The 20,213-nt window shown below is 38.8% G+C and carries 10 protein-coding genes; 1 reads left to right on the forward strand and 9 read right to left on the reverse strand.

Annotated elements, in window-relative coordinates:
- Positions 1 to 6: 6 nt before the first annotated feature.
- The 4 genes from C8C84_RS09070 to C8C84_RS09085 form a co-directional block, all read right to left on the reverse strand.
- Entirely contained in the window at positions 7 to 1,140 is a 1,134-nt protein-coding gene (locus tag C8C84_RS09070) for an efflux RND transporter periplasmic adaptor subunit (RefSeq protein ID WP_121313247.1), read from the reverse strand.
- 2 nt (positions 1,141 to 1,142) lie between these two features.
- Entirely contained in the window at positions 1,143 to 5,492 is a 4,350-nt protein-coding gene (locus C8C84_RS09075; RefSeq protein ID WP_121313249.1) for a CusA/CzcA family heavy metal efflux RND transporter, read from the reverse strand.
- A 67-nt stretch (positions 5,493 to 5,559) separates the two neighbouring features.
- Complete coding sequence (locus C8C84_RS09080) at positions 5,560 to 5,946, reverse strand: hypothetical protein (protein ID WP_147406833.1); 387 nt, start codon at positions 5,944 to 5,946, stop codon at positions 5,560 to 5,562.
- Between the two features lie 167 nt (positions 5,947 to 6,113).
- Entirely contained in the window at positions 6,114 to 6,614 is a 501-nt protein-coding gene (locus C8C84_RS09085; protein WP_121313253.1) for a DUF4440 domain-containing protein, read from the reverse strand.
- Between the two features lie 218 nt (positions 6,615 to 6,832).
- Between C8C84_RS09085 and C8C84_RS17045 the strand changes: the two genes are divergently transcribed.
- On the forward strand, positions 6,833 to 10,018 hold the full coding sequence (locus C8C84_RS17045; protein ID WP_158592561.1) for a VIT domain-containing protein: 3,186 nt from the start codon (positions 6,833 to 6,835) through the stop codon (positions 10,016 to 10,018).
- Between the two features lie 121 nt (positions 10,019 to 10,139).
- On the opposite strand, the gene C8C84_RS09105 is transcribed toward C8C84_RS17045, so the two are convergent.
- The 5 genes from C8C84_RS09105 to scpA all read right to left on the reverse strand — a co-directional run bounded on the left by C8C84_RS09105 (position 10,140) and on the right by scpA (position 20,212).
- Positions 10,140 to 13,454 carry a T9SS type B sorting domain-containing protein gene (locus tag C8C84_RS09105; protein ID WP_121313255.1) on the reverse strand — a complete coding sequence of 1,105 codons (3,315 nt, stop codon included), beginning with the start codon at positions 13,452 to 13,454 and terminating at the stop codon, positions 10,140 to 10,142.
- Between the two features lie 191 nt (positions 13,455 to 13,645).
- Positions 13,646 to 14,845, reverse strand: a complete 1,200-nt coding sequence (locus tag C8C84_RS09110; protein ID WP_121313257.1) for a hypothetical protein — start codon at positions 14,843 to 14,845, stop codon at positions 13,646 to 13,648.
- Positions 14,846 to 15,022: 177 nt separating this feature from the next.
- Positions 15,023 to 15,637 carry a hypothetical protein gene (locus tag C8C84_RS09115; protein WP_121313259.1) on the reverse strand — a complete coding sequence of 205 codons (615 nt, stop codon included), beginning with the start codon at positions 15,635 to 15,637 and terminating at the stop codon, positions 15,023 to 15,025.
- A 958-nt stretch (positions 15,638 to 16,595) separates the two neighbouring features.
- Positions 16,596 to 18,047, reverse strand: coding sequence for an FAD-dependent monooxygenase (locus C8C84_RS09125; protein WP_121313263.1), 1,452 nt, complete (start codon positions 18,045 to 18,047; stop codon positions 16,596 to 16,598).
- 2 nt (positions 18,048 to 18,049) lie between these two features.
- Positions 18,050 to 20,212: a methylmalonyl-CoA mutase gene (gene scpA, locus C8C84_RS09130; RefSeq protein ID WP_121313265.1), complete on the reverse strand. Its 2,163-nt coding sequence runs from the start codon at positions 20,210 to 20,212 to the stop codon at positions 18,050 to 18,052.
- Position 20,213 lies beyond the last annotated feature (1 nt).

The following is a 20,213-nucleotide window of genomic DNA, read 5'->3' on the forward strand; positions in this document are numbered from 1 at the left end:
AAATGTTTATTCTTCCGATTTGTTTTTTAATTGCATCAACAAGGTGTATGCGCCTTTGACAGCAATGTTTTTGGTATTTAAGACTTCACTGTTGAGAATTTCGGTGAAACTATTTTCACTGTTTCCCACTTTTACAGCTATCATTTCAAATTTATGATTATCCAATTGAACAAAAACATACTCTTTTCCTTCAAAAGTCACGATGGCTTTTTCGGGTAAAGTAAGCACAGCTTCTCGTTTTAGTTCAATTACAGCATTCATATACATTCCCGGCAAAAGGGTTTTGTCGTATTGCTGAAAATGACAATGAACTTCTGCACTATGTTCAATAGATGAAATGTCTTTACTGATTAAAATAATTTCGCAATTGTATTTTTTATCAGGCTGACTGTTAGAATAAGCGACCAATTTTTGTCCAATATAAAGTCCGTTAATGTCTTTTTCAAATACTTTTAAGTTTAAATGAATGTCATCAGGATTAATGAGTTCGAATAGTATATCAGAAGCATTAACATACTTACCAATATTTACATTGACTTTTGAGACAAATCCATTTATGGGAGAATAGATATTGACACTTTTAGAAATAGTTTTTTCAGAAAGCGATTTAGGGTTAATGTGAATTAATTTTAGTTTCTCGGCTAAGGCGTTGACTGTGATTCTGAGGTTTTTGTATTCTGCATCAGCCATTTGAAACACTTTATCACTACTGGCTTTATCTCGGTTTAAATCTCTTTGGCGTTCGTATTCTTTTTCGGCAAAAAATAGTTTAGATTGTGCCGTTAAATATTCTTGTTGCAACTGAATGTATTGCTGATCTTCCATCACGGCAATAACTTCATTTTTTTTGACGTACATACCCGGAAGTAATTTGGTGTTTTTCAAATAACCTCCCAAAGGCATGCTCACAGAAACCAGATTCTGTGGTGGCACATCAATGACACCATTCACATTAATTGTGGCCGAAATGGTTCTTTTTTGCATAGGTTCGCTAACTATCCCCGCATTTTTAAGTTGTGAATCTGTTAGCGTAACTATTTTTTCGGAAACCTCTTTACCAGTGGTTTCGCTTTCATCTTTTTTGGAGTTGCAACTCATACCCAGTATGGCTAAAACTACTATAATGATTTTTGTTTTCATGTTTAATTTTTTGAAGTAAGATAATTCAATTCAATAATACTTTCATTATACGCGTTGACTGACTCAATGTAACTGTTGTTGACCATCAGCGCTTGATTGACCAATAAAACCCAATCCAGATAATTAATATCGCCACCAAGAAATTGTCGGTTTGCGGTTTCGGTAATTAATAAAGCATTTGGCAACCCTATTTTCTCGAAATAGTCTAATTTTTCAATATTCTTTTCGAGCTGTAATAGGGTGTTTTGTAGTTGCAGTTTTAAGGAGTTTTTCTCTCTTAGGTATTCTTCTTCCACTATTTGTTCCTGAACTTTGGCTGCTCTGACTTTGGCATTTTGTGAACCGCCTAAAAGCGGAATGCCTAGGCCGATTTGTGCCGAATGGAATCGGGTGGAATTATCATACAAAACATTATCTGCACCGTTACCGGTTATCGACATATTGTTGTAACCCAAAGTAAGTATCGGAAACTTTCGTGCTTTTTCTAATTGTGTTTGAGCAACTGCTGTTTCTTTTTGTTGTTCCAAAGTTTGCAACATAGGATGTTGGTCTATTGTAGATTCCGACAAACCGTTGAGGCGCTCTATTTTAAACGAACTAGCCTTCGGGGTTACCTTGTTTTCGGAGTTTAACAGCAATTGGAATATACTTTGCAGTAATTCTTTGTCTTGTTGCAATTGAAGTAATTGCATTTTTAATTGACCTAATTGAGTTTCGGCTGTAGTTTTTTCCAAGATATTGCTTTCCCCTTTTTGTAAACGTAAAGCCGATTTTCTGAGAAATTCCGTTAGTAAAGTATCACTTTTTTGTAGCAGTTTTTCTTTTTCTGTCAAAGATAAAATAGCATAAAAGGTTTGGGTTATTTCTTTTTTTAAGGCTGCTTCTTTAAGCAAAACCAAGGCGGAAGCCGTTTTCCATTCGGAAGTCAAAACCTTTTTCTGTCTGTTGTAGACCATCGGAAAATCAAATGATTGTGAAATACCAAACCGGGTATCATTATAACTGCTGTTAATTTGACCAAACTCTGAATTGACATTGGTTGTGGGTAAATTAGTCGCTGAACGGATTAATTTCTGTTGGTAATCTGATTTTAAACGTTCAATTTTTACTGATTGATTGTTTTCTAAAGCTGTTTTGAGAGCTTCTTCGAGCGTTATTTTGGTTTGGGCTTTTGCAGGCAGAATACAGAAAGACAAAAGTAGCAGTAAAAGCGTTGTTTTATTAAATATTTTCATTTTAAATCCTTTTTCAAAAGTTACATAAAGTATTGGTAATACAAATAAGGTCAGTAAAGTGGCAATCATCAATCCACCAATCACTACAGTAGCTAATGGTCTTTGTACTTCAGCTCCTGAACCACTGCTGATAGCCATAGGGAGAAATCCCAAAGAAGCGACAAAAGCAGTCATTAGTACAGGACGCAAACGCACTTTGGTTCCCATTAATACAATACGATTTAAGTCATCCATACCTTCTGATTTGAGGCGATTGAACTCTGATATAAGTACGATACCATTCAAAACGGCCACGCCAAAGAGTGCAATAAATCCTATTCCGGCACTAATGCTAAAAGGCATACCTCTCAGGGCCAAAAAGAAAATGCCTCCAATAGCAGAAAGCGGAATAGCAGAATAAATTAATAAACCGTGTTTTACAGATTTAAAAGCAAAAAATAATAAGATAAATATCAACAGCAATGAAATAGGTACCGCAATCATTAATCGGTCTTTAGCCTGATTTAAATTTTCAAATGCGCCACCATAGGTTGTGTAATATCCCGCAGGAAGTTGGATTTCATTTTCCACTTTGCCTTTTAATTCGTTGACAATACTTTCTACATCTCGACCGTTGACATTAAAACCAACAACAATGCGTCTTTTCGCATCTTCGCGTTGTATTTGGTTAGGTCCGTTTTTAATAGAAACATTTGCCAATTGCGAAAGTGGAATTTGAGTTCCTTGAGGTGTTGGAATTAAAAGATTTCTGACGTCTTCTAAGTTTTTACGTTTCTCACTATCCAAGCGCACTACCAATTCAAATCGCTTTTCGCCTTCAAAAACCAATCCGGTACTTTGTCCTGCAAAAGCAGTATTTACAATGCGATTGATGTCTGCGATGTTAAGATGGTATTGTGCAATTACGGTACGATTGTAGTCGATAATCACTTGAGGCATACCGGTTACGGGTTCAACAAAAAGGTCTTCGGCACCATCTACCGTATTTACAATCTTACCTAATTTTTCGGCATAAAGGGCTAAGGTATCTAAATTTTCACCAAAAATTTTACAAACAACATCTTGTCTTGCTCCGGTCATTAATTCATTGAAACGCATTTGTACCGGATACTGAAATCCTGCAGTAATACCGGGAACATCTTCTAGTGCTTTGCCCATTTTTTCTGCTAATTCATCAAAAGTTTCGGCAGAAGTCCATTCCGATTTGTCTTTCAGAATAACCATCATATCACTGGCTTCCATCGGCATGGGATCGGTTGGCACTTCACCGCTTCCGATTTTAGTTACTACTTTTTCGACTTCGGGAAATCGTGTTTTTAGTATATGAGCGGCTTTTTGGGTACTTTCGATAGTGGTATTTAAGTTGCTTCCGGTCAAAACCCTGGTGTCAACTGCAAAATCACCTTCTTCTAAAGCCGGTATAAATTCACCTCCTAAAGAACTTAATAAAAACAACGCAATAACAAATAAGGCGATTACAGTTCCAATAATTACTTTTTGGAAATTTAAAGCAACTTGTAACCAATGTTGGTATTTGCGTTCCAATTTAAACATCATACGGTCAGAAAAATTGGGTTGGTGATTGATTTTTTTGCTCAAAAACAAAGCACTCATCATTGGAATGTAAGTCAAAGAAAGTAAAAAAGCACCCAACAAAGCAAAGGCAACGGTTTGTGCCATTGGTTTAAACATTTTTCCTTCGATGCCTTCCAAAGTGAAAATAGGTAAGTAGACAATTAGAATGATAATTTGGCCAAAAACAGCACTGTTCATCATCTTTCCAGCAGAGTTTTCAACCTCTTTGTCCATTTTGTTTTGTGTCAAACGGGCAACGTTACTAAACTTTTTACTGTGAGAGAGTTGGTGCATTACAGCTTCAACGATGATGACTGCGCCGTCTACGATCAGTCCGAAATCGAGAGCACCTAAACTCATTAGATTACCACTTACCCCGAAAGTATTCATTAGTATTATAGCAAATAACATGGCTAAAGGAATGACGGAAGCTACTATTAAGCCGGCTCTCAAATTTCCTAGGAAAAGCACCAAGACAAAAATGACAATAAGTGCGCCTTCCATTAGGTTTTTTTCTACAGTTCCAATGGCGTTATTGACCATTTTGGTTCTGTCAAGAAAAGGTTCAATGGTTACGCCTTCGGGTAGTGTTTTCTTGATTTGCTCAATGCGTTCTTTTACATTTTTAATAACCTCACTACTGTTAGCGCCTTTGAGCATCATAACAATAGCACCGGCAACTTCGCCTTCATCGTTGTAACACATGGCACCATATCTAGTGGCATATCCGATGTTGATTTTGGCAATATCTCTCAGAAACAAAGGTATTCCACTAGGTGTTGCTTTTACAGCTATATTTTCGATGTCTTCAACATTTCCTATCAAACCTTCACTTCGAATGAATAGAGTAGTAGCACCTTTTTCAATATAAGCACCACCGGTGTTTTGGTTGTTTTTTTCTAAAGCGGCGAAGATATCGTCAACCGTCAATCCATAAGCATGAAGTTTATTGGACTCAATGGCAACTTCGAACTGTTTCAATTTTCCACCAAAACTGCTTACTTCAGCGACACCTTTTACGCCTAATAGTTGTCTGCGAACAATCCAATCTTGTATGGTTCTTAGTTCGGTTTCATCGTATTGCTCTTCATATCCTTTTTCAGGGCGAACCATGTACTGATAAATTTCTCCTAGACCCGTTGAAACAGGCCCTAATTCCGGAGTTCCTATACCTGCGGGAATTTGTGTTTGCACTTGTTGCAATCGTTCGGCAACTTGTTGGCGTGCCCAATAAATATCGGTTTCATCATCAAAAACGATGGTTACTAATGACAATCCGAAACGTGAAAAACTCCGAATTTCTTTTAAACCGGAAATATTACTGTTGGCTTGTTCTACTGGAAATGTTACTAAGCGTTCGATATCGGTAGCGCCAAAAGAAGGCGCAATGGTGATGACTTGTACTTGATTATTGGTAATATCAGGAACAGCATCTATTGGTAATTTAGTGGTTTCATAAATACCATATAGCAATAATGCTATGGTAAATAAACCAATGACGAGCTTATTCCTCACGGAAAAAGCAATGATTTTATTTAACATGATTTTTAAATAACTTAATTAATATTTATACAATACTTTGTAATCCTCGAAAGGAGTATAAAAAATATTAAGCTATTTTGGGTGGTTGCCATATGGAACCGTAATTAGAAGAATAAAAGCGACTCAAATAAAAATTATTATCGGCTTTATTTTTTCTTGGAGATTTGATTCTGTTAAATTCGTAGTTGTTGTCCGGTATAATAATTACAAATGCCAAACCATTATTACAATCAGCACTTTTATAAGGTAACTTCATATCTTGATCTCGATCGGTATCATTAACATCGCCATGCGCATAATGCATGCATAGGAACGACCATAGTGTGATAGATTTATTTTCCTCTTGATGTTGGTAAAAGTGCCCAACCAAAGCCGGTAGTTTCAACAACTCAAAACATTCAGTCGAAGAAAACATATAAAGAGATAAGAAAGCAATAGCAAATAACTTACGCATCCGGAGAACTACTTTTTTTTGCAGTTATGAAACAAATGTACTAAAGTTTTAATAATACAGGAAAGTTTAAATGTTGCTAATCTGTATTTTATATTTATTCTTAATTAAGGTTTAAAAAAATAAAGCACTTCGATTGAAGTGCTTTATAACTTATGTGACTATTGTTGTTATTTTTCGGCTTCTTCATTTTTATTTTTATCAGAAGCAGACATGTCTCGGATACAAACATATTTACCATCTCTTTTCTCAAAAACAGCTAAATAATTTCCGGTGTAAAGCGCTGTGCTTGTTGAATCAGAGACTCTATAATGGCCTACTTCTACCACTTGAATTCCGTCAGAAGAAGGGAAAATTTCATTTACTACAAAGGCAATTTGATATCCTTTTGGGAAATTCTCAAGGTCATCTTTAATTGATTTTTCAATAGCATTTTTACCAACTAAAGGTGGTTTGTTTTGAGAAAAACTAGTAGCGTCTTCTGCATAATATTCTTCGGCTTTGACTGTTCTATCGTTGAACATTTCTGCCATTTTGTTTTCAATGGCCTGAATCTCATTTTTAATTTGTTCTTTATCTAGAGCTACGGCTTCTTCTTTTTTGGGTTGACAGGCAAAAAAAAGGATAGATACCATACTGAGAAAGATACCTTTTAACATCTTGTTTTTCATAAATGGGTGGTTTTGGTTATTAATTTAAATTAAAGAACAAGGTTGGGGAATTATAAAAGTAATGAATAATTTGTTGAAAATCAGAAGCGATTGGTTTTTTTTGTGAAAATATCAATTTTATACCTGAAAAAATAATGAATAGCTATTCCAACCTTTTTACAACAATCAGACTCTTTATCATTATAAACCTTTCTGCAAGGAAACTAAATTGAAATCTTATGAAAAACCTAATCCTAATCCTGTTGGTTTGTATTACCTCTTTAATGCAAGCTCAAAATCCGCAGTTAACTGTAAAAGGCAAAGACTCTTCTTTAGTAAGAATGAGTCAGATGAAAGTCTCCGTAAAAGTGGTGGGTAATATTGCCTATACTACTTCTGAAATGCATTTTTTCAACGGAACCAATCGTCAGATGGAAGCCGAGTTACTATTTCCGTTGCCGGAAGGCGTTTCGGTTTCTCGCTATGCTATTGACATCAACGGAAGAATGCGTGAGGCAGTTCCGATAAATAAAAACAAAGGCAAACAGGTTTTTGAAGCCATTGAGCATAGAAGAGTCGATCCCGGATTGTTGGAAAAAGTGGAAGGCAATAACTTCAGAACACGGATTTATCCTTTAATGCCCGGAAAATCGAGGATTGTAATTATTGGTTACGAACAAGAATTAAGTAGTTTGGATGCTACACATTTGGGTTACCAGATGGTCAGCAGTTATCCTCGTGCATTGGATACTTTTGAACTCAATATTACTATTCTTGGCGCTACTGCTGCACCTGAGGTTTCCATTCAGGAAGGTGTAATAGCTTTGGAACAGCTGAATCAGAACTATCAAGCATCGATTAAAAGAAACCAATACATACCCAAAGACAAACTTTTAATCTCTATTCCGGTTCGTTCCGACATTCCGGGCGTGGTAGTGCAATCGGACAATAATCAGCATTATTTCTTCGCCAATACTATTATTGATGGGGCTAAAAGACATAAGAAGAATCCAAGCAATATCGGTCTGGTTTGGGACAATTCGTTAAGTTGCCGCAAACGAGATTTAAACAAAGAATTAGACTTGTTAGATGCCTACATCAGAGGATTGAATAATGTCGAAATTACCCTTTATTTTTCGGGTTATAATTTTGAAAAGAAAGCAGTTTTTGATATAAAAAACGGAGAATGGGAAACCTTGAAAACCGTTTTAAAAGCCACCAAATACGATGGCGGTACCCGTTATTCTAAGATCAAACTACCTACACATGATGAGTATTTGTTTTTCACAGATGGCCTGTCTTCTTTGAGTGCCAATACTTTGGCGGTGACTTCAAAACCAATCTACACCATAACCTCTTTGGCTTCTTCAGATTATGCTTTTTTAAATTATAATGCTGTAAAAACCGGTGGTGCTTTTGTCAATTTAAACGAATTGAAAATAGAAGAGGCATTGAATAAATTGGTTTTTCAAAACATGAAATTCTTGGGGGTAAAAGACAATTATATGGTGATTGAAATGTATCCGATGATAGGAACTCCGGTTTCGGGAAGTTTTAGTGTGGCCGGAATATCTTTAAAAGACAAGCAGGAAGTGACCTTACTTTTTGGCTATGGTGATACACCGACTTTAGAAAAAGCAATATTAATTGATTCCGAAAAGCAAGCTCCAAATGAGGTAAGTATTGAAAAGCTTTGGGCACAAAAAAAGATAGCCAATTTGGGTTTGCAATACAAGCAAAATGCAGAAGAGATAGAAATTTTAGGTAAAAAATACGGCATTATAACCGAGAACACTTCACTGATAGTTTTGGAAAATTTACACGATTATATTCAGTATGATATCGTGCCACCGGCAGAGTTGCGTCCCGAGTTTGACCGACTGTTAAAACAACAAATTGCCAATGCTCAGGCCAAAAAATACAGCAATTGGGAAAATGTGGCTAACTATTACGAAATGCTTTTAGCTTGGTGGAATAAGGATATAAAATTCAGTCCGCCAAAGCCCATTTCAACAACCAAAAACACGGTGTCCCAAAACGGAAATGTCAGCGGTGTCATATCAGATTCGAGTGGTCCATTGCCGGGTGCGACTATTATCGTAAAAGGTACCAATAGAAATGCCCAAACCGATTTTGACGGAAAGTTCAGTATCAATGCCAATCGAGGTGAAACTCTGGTGGTTTCGTTTGTTGGCTATGAAAATTCAGAAGTTAGAATTGGTAATAGTGCAACTTATAATGTAAGGATGAGAGATAATGTAAGATTAGAAGAAGTAGTTGTGGAAGGTTATCGCAATTCAGAGAGTAGAGCAGATAAAGACGAAGAAGCAGAAGACATGGTTAAGGAAAAACGAAGTGTTGTAACTTCTTCGACTACAGTTGTTACCTCTAAATCTATTGAGAACAGGCCTAATGCAAATGTTATTCAATCTTTACAAGGGCAAGTTCCTGGTTTGAATATTACCACCGGCAACCATTCTCCTGATACTAATAACCAAGGTTTTTTAAATGATAAAAAGATCAAAGTGACACAATGGAGTCCGGACAGAATCTATTTGAAAGCTTTAGCAGTCGCACCAGCTGACAAGAAGTATGGTTTGTATCTGGATTTACGCGAAGGTCAGGAAACCAATCCGAGTTTTTATTTTGATGTGGCCAATTATTTTTATGACAACGGAAACAAACCGATGGCCTTATTAGTATTGAGTAATATTGCTGATTTGGGTTTGGAAAACCACCAGTTGTATAAATCGTTAACCTATATTTTACGCCAATGGGAAGCTTATGAAGATGCCTTATATACGGCCAATCAAGTAGCCAAATGGAGAATACATGAACCACAAGCCCATCGTGATTTGGCGTTGACTTTAGAAGATAACAAACAGTATCAAGCCGCTTTTGATGAATTAATCAAAGGGTTGGAAGTGAGCTATTACGGAGAAATGCGTGGCCAATATGAAGGAGTTGAAGATATAATTCTAATGGATATCAACCGAATGGTTTCGGAGCACAAAGGAATTGATATTGGTAAATTGGATAAAAAATATGTGACCAAAATGCCGGTAGGCATCAGAATCATTTTGAATTGGAACCAAATGGACACTGACATCGATTTGCATGTAATTGAACCAACCGGTGAGGAATGTTTTTACGGTCATCGCGATACACAAGCCGGAGCAAGATTTTCTAAAGATTTTACACAAGGTTATGGTCCGGAACAATATTTATTGAGAAATACCGTTAAAGGTAAATACACTATTAAGACCAATTATTTTGGTGAAACCGCTTTAACCGAAAACGGTCCGGCAACAGTAATGGTGGAAATATATGTAACTAAGAATGGTACTACCGAAAGAACGTTACAAACCATTCAGCTTGGTAAAGTAAAGCAAAATGAAAATTTAGCAGAGCTGAATATACAATAATAGTTAAGTAATTGTGGTTAATTGATGGAAGCAGTCTCGAGGTTTTTCGGGGCTGTTTTTGTTTTTTAAACAATTGATGTTTTTAATTTTATTGAAGATAGTCAAAGTGCTTTAAATTATTTTATCGTTGCAGTGTAAAATGTCCTTTCAATACTCGTCCATCTTCCCGATGCACCACAAACCAATAGTCGTCTGAAAATAATTGTTTCCCATTGAGGGTTCCGTCCCAACCGACACTTCCCGATGGAAATCCGGTGATAAGTTTTCCGTAGCGGTCATAAATATAGACCTGAAAATGGGGTTCATTTTCCGAATGTTTAATATACCATGTTTCGTGAATCCCATCGCCATTGGGCGTGAAATAATGAGGATAATTAAGCAACCAGACTTCCTGAGTTACCACTCTACAACCATTGGTGTCACGCACATATACGGTATAAAGTCCGGGAATCAATTGCGTAAAACTATTATCAATTTGGTAATTAATACCATCTATAGAATATTCAAAGTCACCCGATAGGGTTGTAATCACAGTAATAGTATTTTCATTAGCGGTCCAGTCATGCAACTCAATGCGGTCAATCTCAGGAACGTTCACTATCGTTACCGTAATGTCCTTTGAAATAACACAGTTTTGCGGCACATTGTTACAGGAACCATAAGTGTTCGTTGCTGTAACAGTGACATTGGTAGTGCCCAACTGATTGATGGTAATAGAATCAGTGTTAAACCCGTTAGACCAAGAATAAGTGGTGGTGGGAAGATTACCCACACCGGCATTCAGAACTACAGGTTGACCGTCACAGAGAGAATATGCTGAGCTTAAAGGAATAGCAGGGTTTTGACCACTAATTAGGTCAAAAGAGCCTGTTTGATAACAATTGGGAAACTGATTAAAAATCAATCTCACATAAATGGTTTGAGGATTGGTCGTAGGGTTGAAAGCCGTGATATTGGTAATAGGGCTGGTATTGTTATTGGCATTGGTTTGGCTTGTAAAATACGTAATTGTATAATTGGCTGGAGATTGGATGCCCAAAATTGTAGCGGCTTGCGATGACAAATTAAAAGTTTCATTGCCTGTGATTACAGTAGAACAGCCAACCAAATTACAAGTAGGATACACAACAACGAGGGATTCCAAATCTGAAACATCAAAGGTTCGTATAATGGTGTTACCACAATTGTCTTCGATTTGAAATTTATAAATGGCAGGGTCTAAATTTAAAAAAACGTTTGACGATCCATTATCAAGAAAAAATGGAAAACCATCTTTTTCTACAATAGTGAAATGCAATGGAGGTTCGCCGCTTGTAAAAAGAATTACATCAAGGTTTCCATTGGTAGAGCAGGGTACCCGATACACATCATTAATAGCCAGAACCCTATCAAAAGTCAATTCAGGAGATAAGATTTCTACGCAATCTTTGATTGAATTAGGGACCAAATTGTTATTTATGTCGCTACCATTATTAAAGGAAGTAAAATGGTGAACTATTCTGAACCTACCATTAAAAACCAAGTTTAGATTGGTAGAATTGTTTTCCAACTCAATTCCTGTAGTGGAATCAGGGATAGCGCCAGGGCTATAGGGCACTTCGGTTTCGGGATGTCCCCAGGTTCCGGTTACGGGGTCAAGTAATTTTTGCAGCCAAAAGGTTTCATCAACAGTTAAATTGCTCATAAAGTCAAGAGGAACGTCAAAAGCTCCACAACCTACAATTATCGAAAAGTTGCTAACGGTTACCGTATAACCATCAATGGATATAGGAGTGTTGTTGGTAAAACCGCAATCGTCTAATGTTCTGAAGGTATAATTTCCGGCAGGCAGATTGTTTAAATAAAGTTTCCCTGAAGCTACTATATTATTGGTCACATCATAAGGCAAAGGAAACGGAAAGTTAATAGGCGCATTGGTAATTATTGCTGAAGTCAAATTGCCGTTTCCACTACTAAGTTCAATAGAACTACTGCCACGGCCACAACCATGTAATATATTAGTCGATATTCCCCGATTAATATAGACCGGAACCGTGACTAAAAGCGGATCATGAACATAGCCGCATTCGTCTGTGACTACTACAGTATAATCTCCAACCGGCACCGGACTAACCACTAAAACACCTCCGGCATTTATAAAAGCACTTACATTATGCGGTAGCGGAGAAGAATAAGTTGTTGGCGCAACCGTAATGACAGCGTCGACAATTTTCCGACCCGTAACAAATGCTATGATTTGTCCATTGGTCGATTGACAACCATTGTTGTTCCCAACTATATTAGCCAATGGAGGGTCGTTGGTAACTTCAAATTCTATGGTTTCAGTTTTGCCGCAAGCATCGGTAACGGTGACAGTATAATTGCCAAACGGCACCGATTGAGTGTCGCTCCCAAAGGTGACGCTCGGCAGGTTATAGGGTCCGGGATAGGCACTGTTGAAATCAGTAGGAATAAACCCCGGAGGGAAAGCATCAAAATTAAGCGTATAGGAACCACTAAAATTGGCAACATTCAATACAAAGAAATACTTGCATTCCAAATCCTCGACGGTCGCATCCATCGTAATGATATTACTTATCTCAAAATTGTTACTGTAGGTTATGCCGCAGGCATCGGTAATAATCATTTCATACGTATAGTCATCATTGATGAAGGTGGGAAAGGTATGCGAAAGCACCGCGGATGTTGGGTTGCCGGAGTTTAGCACCTCTGTATGGGTTGTAGTGCCTCCCGGTAGGTAGATTATATACGTTATATTAAGTGGGTAAGCAATAACATTACCTCCGGCGGGCGTTAAGGTATTGGAAACAATGACTGAAGTACAGGAAGGAGGTACAGTATCTGAATAAACCGGACCACCAACGCTGAGATTATTGGGGCTGACCGTAACAATAAAGGTTTGAACCAAGGCATTCCCACAATTGTCAATTACTCTTATTCTGTAAGTGCCGGGCGGAACTCCCGAAAATGTATTGGATGTTTGAACCGGAAAAGTAACCGGACCAAAAAAGATTTCATAGGTGGCGGCTGTACCGGAGCTGACAGTAACCGTAACATTACTATTGTTAGAACACGCCTGATTGAGTACCTGAACCGAATAGTTCAAAGGCGTAACCGTACTGTTGATGGTTACATCGATTTCCTGAGTGGTGGTCGTGCCGCCTACAGTTTCTCTTGCAATGATGCGGTAAGTACCGGCGGTGAGACCACTAACGACATTAGTGGTTACCGAGGCATAAGGTGTCGTAAGATTGGGTAATTTATAAACGACATATACGATGGAGCCGGTTGGGTCAGGATTGGAAACAGTAAAGGTTAGGGTTCCGTTTCCGGCACAAGTTTCATTGGTGGAGGCCACAGAAAAGGTAAAGCTAAAGCCGGTTATGGGGCAAAGCAAAAGCAGTACAAGGGTTAGTCTGTAAAACCATTTTTTCATAGCATCGTTAGCGTAATTAATCTAGGATAATATTTATTTCCTGACAAATTAAGATTTAAAAGTATGAAATTTAGATGAATATGAGAAAGTTAAATCGTATTTTAACCTCTTAGTTGACATGGGTTTTGGTTTTTAAGAACAAAATTCCATGCTTTTTTTGTAATTGAAAGGTTTTCTAAGTTGTATGTTATTTAGTTTAAATTACATTGTTGCTTTATAATCACAACATTCCACTCGCCATTTTCCTCTTTGATCAGCATTTCTACCTGAATCTCTTTTTCATAAATAGAAAAAATCAATTTCTGAATGTTCGCTACTTTGTAATTTGACAATGTTCTTTGGTTCTGATTGAGGAATGGATGCTTGTTGAGCTCTATTTCCTGTAACGCTTTGAACGCATTGGGATTGTTATTTTTGGCCAAAGTAAGGGTAAACTCCACGCATTTTTTACGGATAGTATTGATGGTTTTCATCTCTATCCGAATAGGATTTACTTCAATGAGGCTATCGGTTCGTGTCATGGCTTTGGTTTTTTCATCAACATTGTATACTTCCAAGATTTCCTTAGGAATCATCACACTGAGTGCGCCTTTAGGGATGGCAATAGTAGTTTCATAACTGACTACTTCGTCGATATAATCTGAAGCATTTTCACTGGCATATTTCCTGAAGAAGCCTAAGAAATTTTGCATTTCTTTTTTTTGGTCTTTGGTTTTGATATAAATGTCATATAAAACACTCGAGCAGTATTTGTTGGTTTGTTGGTAAACCTGAGTCACAATACTTTTCAGAAGTGATTTATCGTTTTTTTCATCGACTACTATTTTAACTTTAGCCTCTTTTTTTAAATCATCGGTCAACCTTTGGATAGCGGTTTTTTTCTTGTCGTTCCAATCTGAGATGTAACGGTTGATGAATTCTGCCAAAACCTGTTCTTCCGAAAGATTAAAAATCATCAAGCCCAGTTCATATTTTTGTTTGAAGTTTTTCGGGTCATATGCATTGGGGTCAAAACTTCTGAAATACGCCAATATTCTGAATTTCTGTTCCATTTGAATATTGACCGGCACAGAAAAATCGGGTTTGTCTTTATTGACTATAAGTTCAAAACCGGAATTGCCGAGCTTAAAGCTGTTTTGTTTTTTAAAAATTAAACCCATGCTTTGAAAAGAAGCATCACCTCTTGGATTGGCAGAATGTTGTAAATCTTTATAAAATACGGCTTGGGTTAGGCTTTTTATCCAAATGTCATAGTAATTAAAATGACTCGGCATTTGCTTATCAAAAGGTTCCGAAAAAAGATTTTTTAAGGATGGATAGTATCTGTTGGTGTTTTGCGCCGATAGGGTAAAGGCGAATAATAAACTTGTTGTTAGTAGTATTCTTTTCATGTGTTTTTATCGAAGGGAAAACCATTTTGTCAAACCACTTTTTAGGGTATTTGATTTGGGGCAACATTAATTTCCCGCCAATTTAAGATTTTATAGCACAATGTTGAACAAAATAAAAAAGAAAAGCTGTCAGTAACGACAGCCTTTCGGTAAATGCATCAATGTAATACTGATGGCTTATTCTCCGTAAACAATTTCAATGATATCACTAGCCAAACCGATTTCGACATCATCAATAACCCCGAAGGCTCGGTATTCCCAATGCTCAGGTTTATTGGGTTCGCTTAAAACCGGTTGGTATTCAAAAGGACTTTTAGTGGCTCGGGACAAAAAGGTGAAGGTAGAGGTGCCTTTTTGACGCCTATAAATATTGATACCGTCAGTATTGGTTTTCTTAAACCTGATGAGTACTTTACCTCCCGACAATTCGCCTCTAATTACCGGTTTAAAAGTGGTAGGGTCAAATACTGAATCGGCTCCTATGATTCCTAAATCTTGTCCGATAGTGGTGTTATAACCGGAAGCCATTTTGTGGCGGGCAATTTCAAAGCGCAGTTCGCCTCCTTGAGTGTTGATGGTCGTGTCTCGGGTTTCCAAGGCAGCTTTGTACAAATTTTTCTGAGTGTTTGCCGCATTGATGGCATCAATAATCGATTGACAAAGGGCAATCTCGGCAGTTACTTCAGCAGGGGTAAGCCCTAAGGCAGTTGCATGGATAGCAATTTTTTCTTGGTAATTCGTGGCCCAAATCGCTAATACAGATTCGGATCTCGGGAAAAATGGATTTTTCATGTTTTTAAAAGTTTAATTAGTAATTACATTTATTACTCACTGACACCAACTCCTTCTTACAGGTAAGGGTTTTTTCGTCCTCAAGATTGCGTGTCAAGTACTAGTGTTTCATGTAATTCCTTTAGGGTTAAACTTTTATAACGCACTGTTTGATATACAGATAACGCAAAAAAAGCATAAATAGTATGCGCGCCTATTAAAAAAATAAGCCATTCCTTATAAAATAAGCCTTCCGGTGGAAAAATTTGTGCTGATTTTTTCCGGAGCAATGGTTTTTTTAGTCAGGATTGCACTGTTTTTAGTTAGGATTGTGCTGTTTTTGTTTAGGATTGTACTGATTTTGGTAAGGATTGTACTGTTTTTGGTTGGGAATGTTGTGTTTTTAGTTGGGATTGTGGTGATTTTGTTTAGGATTGTGGTGTTTTTGGTTGGGATTGCACTGATTTTGGTAAGGATTGTACTGTTTTTGGTAAGGATTGTGTTGTTTTTGTTTAGGAATGTGGTGTTTTGAGTAAGGATTGTGGTGTTTTTGTTTAGGATTGCACTGTTTTTGGTTGGGATTGTACTGTTTTTAGTTAGGATTGTGGTGATTTTGTTTAGGATTGTGCTGTTTTTAGTTGGGGCGGAAGGGTTTTGTATGAAAAAAATCCCGCTAGGGATTAAATAGCGGTAGAAAAGAATTTTATATTTAGAATAAATCCCTTTAGGGATGATATATTTTACATGGTTTTTTAAAAAAAATACCTTTCATCATTTATTTAATCCCTAACGGGATTTTTATCTCTGATTGATTTTTTTTCTACCGATATTTAATCCCTAGCGGGATTATTGCTTGACAGGTTTTTTTAAACCTGTCTAGTCTAGTCTTCCAACAAAACTTCCAAAATACTAATCGCAACCTCACTAATTTTCGTTCCTAGGCCAAAAAACGCAACAGTTTGCAAAGATGTCAATAGGATTAAATACTATCACGCAAACAACGTCCTCTCGGTTCATCACCTTCATGGAGCACCATTTCAGAATGTAAGAACTGTGCAGCGGCTTCAGATGCAGCCACTTTGATAGCACTACGCGCTAACATTTCTGATTCAAATCCGGTCAAGATACTTTTTCGCACACCGGCTTTTTTCCATTGAGATAAAGGTCTGCATGCTTTTGCTATTGCCCGGGCCAGCGCGAGTGCATCCAGTAGTGCCTGGTTTGCCCCTTGTCCTTTGAACGGGCTCATAGGGTGTGCGGCATCTCCAATTAGGGTGAATGGGCCACTTTCATCCAACAATGCGGAATCGAGTAATTCCCGGTCATACACCGGATAGGCGGATAGGTGCGTTTCCGGGGTGCTAGCCATAATTTGAGGAATAGGATTGTGCCATTGGGTCCTACGGCAGGCTTCCTGCTTGAGTGCGGGAATGCCTTGAGCACAAAGCGCTTTCGCTTCATTTTCAGGCATTGGGTAGCTCAACTGCCACATTACGGAATCTGACGCATAAGGCATCATATATATACGCTCATGGCCATTGGCCGTTTGGAATACTGTAGCCGAATCGAGCAAAGAAGTGTCATGACCTTCAAGTGCCGCTAAAGGACAAATCCCTAATATCACAATACAGCCAAGATAGCGCAAAGGGGTAACGTCCTCACCAATTAACAAACTGTGCACCGTACTGCGAATGCCATCGGCACCCACCACGAGGTCTGCCTTGGTCGTTTTTATTTGGCCGTTCACTTGAAAGCTCAGGTGAACACCTTCGCCGTCAACTTCCTTAAAACCGGTTAGCTGATGGCCCCATTGTATTGTCTCATGTCCGTTGAGTTGTTTCAGCAGCGCAGCACGCAACGATTGCCTTGCGATATGTATATTTCTGCGTTTTAGAGGTTTTTGGGAATCGGAGCCCAACCATTTCCTCATGCCCCATTCCCCAATTACTTTTCCTTCGGTGGTGTGAACCAAATGTCTTGTCGAAACCACGCCTTCTTCCAATGAAGAAATACCCAATCCGGCAATGGCTTTACTGGCTTGTTGCAAAGTGAGACCATAGCCCTGGGCTCGGGCATCGAAACTGTTATCGCGTTCATATAGGGTAAAAGGGATACTGCGGTGCAAACAGGCCACGGCAAGCGCAACGCCACCTATACCACCGCCAATAATGGCCACGTGTGGGTAGTTTTCGGTATCGGGAATAGGAGGGAAGTCAGACGCTATCAGTCCGGAGCCGGAACAATTAGAGCAGGTGTCGAGATGGGGTTTAGGGAGCGCAGGAGCTGTTCCTTCGCCTGTTTTTTCGAACTGATCTAATGCTGCCTGAAATTCGAGCCGCACTTTCTTTCGAAGCCTACGACTTTTTTTACCAAGTCCCTGACATTCCTCGCAGATGGTCCAGCTGGTTTTTTGATTTTCTTCCTTTTTCACTGTTACTCTTCTAACAGTACCTCAAGAATATTTATCGCAGCCTCACTAATCTTAGTTCCCGGTCCAAAAACCGCCACGGCTCCGGCATCAAACAAGAATTGATAATCTTGCGCCGGTATGACACCGCCAACAATGACCATAATGTCTTCGCGACCGTATTTTTTGAGTTCTTCGATTACTTGTGGAACGAGGGTTTTATGTCCGGCTGCCAAAGACGAAACACCTAAGATGTGCACGTCGTTTTCTACCGCTTGTTTCGCTGCCTCTTCCGGGGTTTGGAATAAGGGACCAATGTCTACGTCAAAACCTACATCGGCATAACCGGTGGCTACAACTTTGGCTCCACGGTCGTGACCGTCTTGTCCCATTTTGGCAATCATAATACGCGGACGACGACCTTCTTTCTTCGCGAAAGCGTCGGCTAATTGTTTGGCTTTTTCAAAGCTCTCGTCATTTTTAATTTCTTTACTGTACACGCCGCTAAAACTTCTGATTTGTGCTTTATAGCGTCCGAAAATTGCTTCCAAGGCATCACTGATTTCTCCTAGTGTGGCTCGGTTTCGGGCTGCTTCTACGGCTAAAGATAACAAATTATTGTCATTCCCATGTACATGGGAACCTGTTGAATTGTTCTGCCAGGTTTTAGCACAGTCGGTTAATTTAGCCAAACATACTTTGACTTTATCATTGTCGCGTGTGGCTTTGATGTGTTGTAATTGCTCGATTTGTTGTTTGCGCACCATTTGGTTATCGACATCCAAAATGTGTAATGGATCTTCTTTGTCCAAACGGTATTTGTTGACACCCACAATAATATCTTGAGAGCTATCGATACGCGCTTGTTTACGAGCGGCAGCTTCTTCGATACGCAACTTCGGAATTCCGGCTTCTATGGCTTTGGTCATTCCGCCAAGTTCTTCCACTTCTTCGATTAATGCCCAAGCCTTTTCGGCAATTTCAGCGGTTAAACTTTCAACGTAATAACTGCCGGCCCAAGGGTCAACGGTTTTACAGATTTTGGTTTCTTCCTGTAAAAATATCTGCGTGTTTCTGGCAATTCGTGCCGAAAAGTCTGTTGGTAAAGCAATAGCTTCATCTAAAGCATTCGTATGCAAAGATTGTGTTCCGCCAAAAGCAGCTGCGGCCGCTTCAATGGCAGTTCGTGCGACATTGTTAAACGGATCTTGTTCGGTTAAACTCCAACCCGAAGTTTGGCAATGCGTTCTGAGTGCCAATGATTTTTCGTCTTGCGGATTGAATTGTTTTAGGAGTTTTGCCCATAACATTCGGCCCGCGCGCATTTTGGCAATTTCCATAAAGTGATTCATCCCAATCGCCCAAAAGAAAGATAGGCGAGGAGCGAACTCATCGATTTTCATTCCGGTAGCCAAACCGGTGCGGATGTATTCTAGGCCATCGGCTAAAGTGTACGCCAACTCAATATCGGCAGTAGCTCCGGCTTCTTGCATGTGGTAACCCGAAATGGAAATCGAGTTGAATTTGGGCATTTTTTTGCTGGTGTATTCAAAAATATCGGCAATAATTTTCATCGAAGGCGTTGGCGGATAGATATAAGTATTGCGCACCATAAACTCCTTCAAAATATCGTTTTGTATCGTTCCAGAAAGCAATTCCGGTGCCACGCCTTGTTCTTCGGCAGCGACGATATAGAAAGCCATGATGGGCAAAACCGCTCCGTTCATGGTCATCGAAACCGACATTTCGTTGAGCGGAATTTGGTCAAACAACACTTTCATATCTTCAACCGAATCAATCGCCACTCCGGCTTTTCCAACATCACCAACCACACGTTCGTGGTCGGAATCATAACCTCGGTGAGTCGCCAAATCAAAAGCGACGGATAGTCCTTTTTGTCCGGCCGCTAAGTTTCTTCTGTAGAAAGCATTACTTTCTTCGGCAGTAGAAAATCCGGCGTATTGGCGAATCGTCCACGGGCGACGAACGTACATCGTAGCATACGGACCGCGAAGATTGGGTGCAAAGCCTGCTCCGAAACCCAGGTGCTCTAAATCGGCGATGTCTTCTTTAGTATAGGTTGGTTTTAAATCTATGTCTTCAGCAGTTTTGAAATTTGCAGTTTCAGAACTTATGCCTTCTGCCTTTTGGCTTTTGCCTATTTGTATATGTTGAATATCCTTTCTCATG

Origin of the sequence: Flavobacterium sp. 102 (assembly GCF_003634615.1) — a bacterium.
In the GTDB taxonomy this organism is placed as follows: domain Bacteria; phylum Bacteroidota; class Bacteroidia; order Flavobacteriales; family Flavobacteriaceae; genus Flavobacterium.

What these genes read in the sequence shown, in the direction of transcription:
- C8C84_RS09105 (WP_121313255.1), bottom strand. Translation starts at nt 13,454, where the DNA reads ATGAAAAAATGGTTTTACAGACTAACCCTTGTACTGCTTTTGCTTTGC.
- C8C84_RS09075 (WP_121313249.1), bottom strand. Translation starts at nt 5,492, where the DNA reads ATGTTAAATAAAATCATTGCTTTTTCCGTGAGGAATAAGCTCGTCATT.
- scpA (WP_121313265.1), bottom strand. Translation starts at nt 20,212, where the DNA reads ATGAGAAAGGATATTCAACATATACAAATAGGCAAAAGCCAAAAGGCA.
- C8C84_RS09110 (WP_121313257.1), bottom strand. Translation starts at nt 14,845, where the DNA reads ATGAAAAGAATACTACTAACAACAAGTTTATTATTCGCCTTTACCCTA.
- C8C84_RS09080 (WP_147406833.1), bottom strand. Translation starts at nt 5,946, where the DNA reads ATGCGTAAGTTATTTGCTATTGCTTTCTTATCTCTTTATATGTTTTCT.
- C8C84_RS09115 (WP_121313259.1), bottom strand. Translation starts at nt 15,637, where the DNA reads ATGAAAAATCCATTTTTCCCGAGATCCGAATCTGTATTAGCGATTTGG.
- C8C84_RS09085 (WP_121313253.1), bottom strand. Translation starts at nt 6,614, where the DNA reads ATGAAAAACAAGATGTTAAAAGGTATCTTTCTCAGTATGGTATCTATC.
- C8C84_RS09070 (WP_121313247.1), bottom strand. Translation starts at nt 1,140, where the DNA reads ATGAAAACAAAAATCATTATAGTAGTTTTAGCCATACTGGGTATGAGT.
- C8C84_RS17045 (WP_158592561.1), top strand. Translation starts at nt 6,833, where the DNA reads ATGAAAAACCTAATCCTAATCCTGTTGGTTTGTATTACCTCTTTAATG.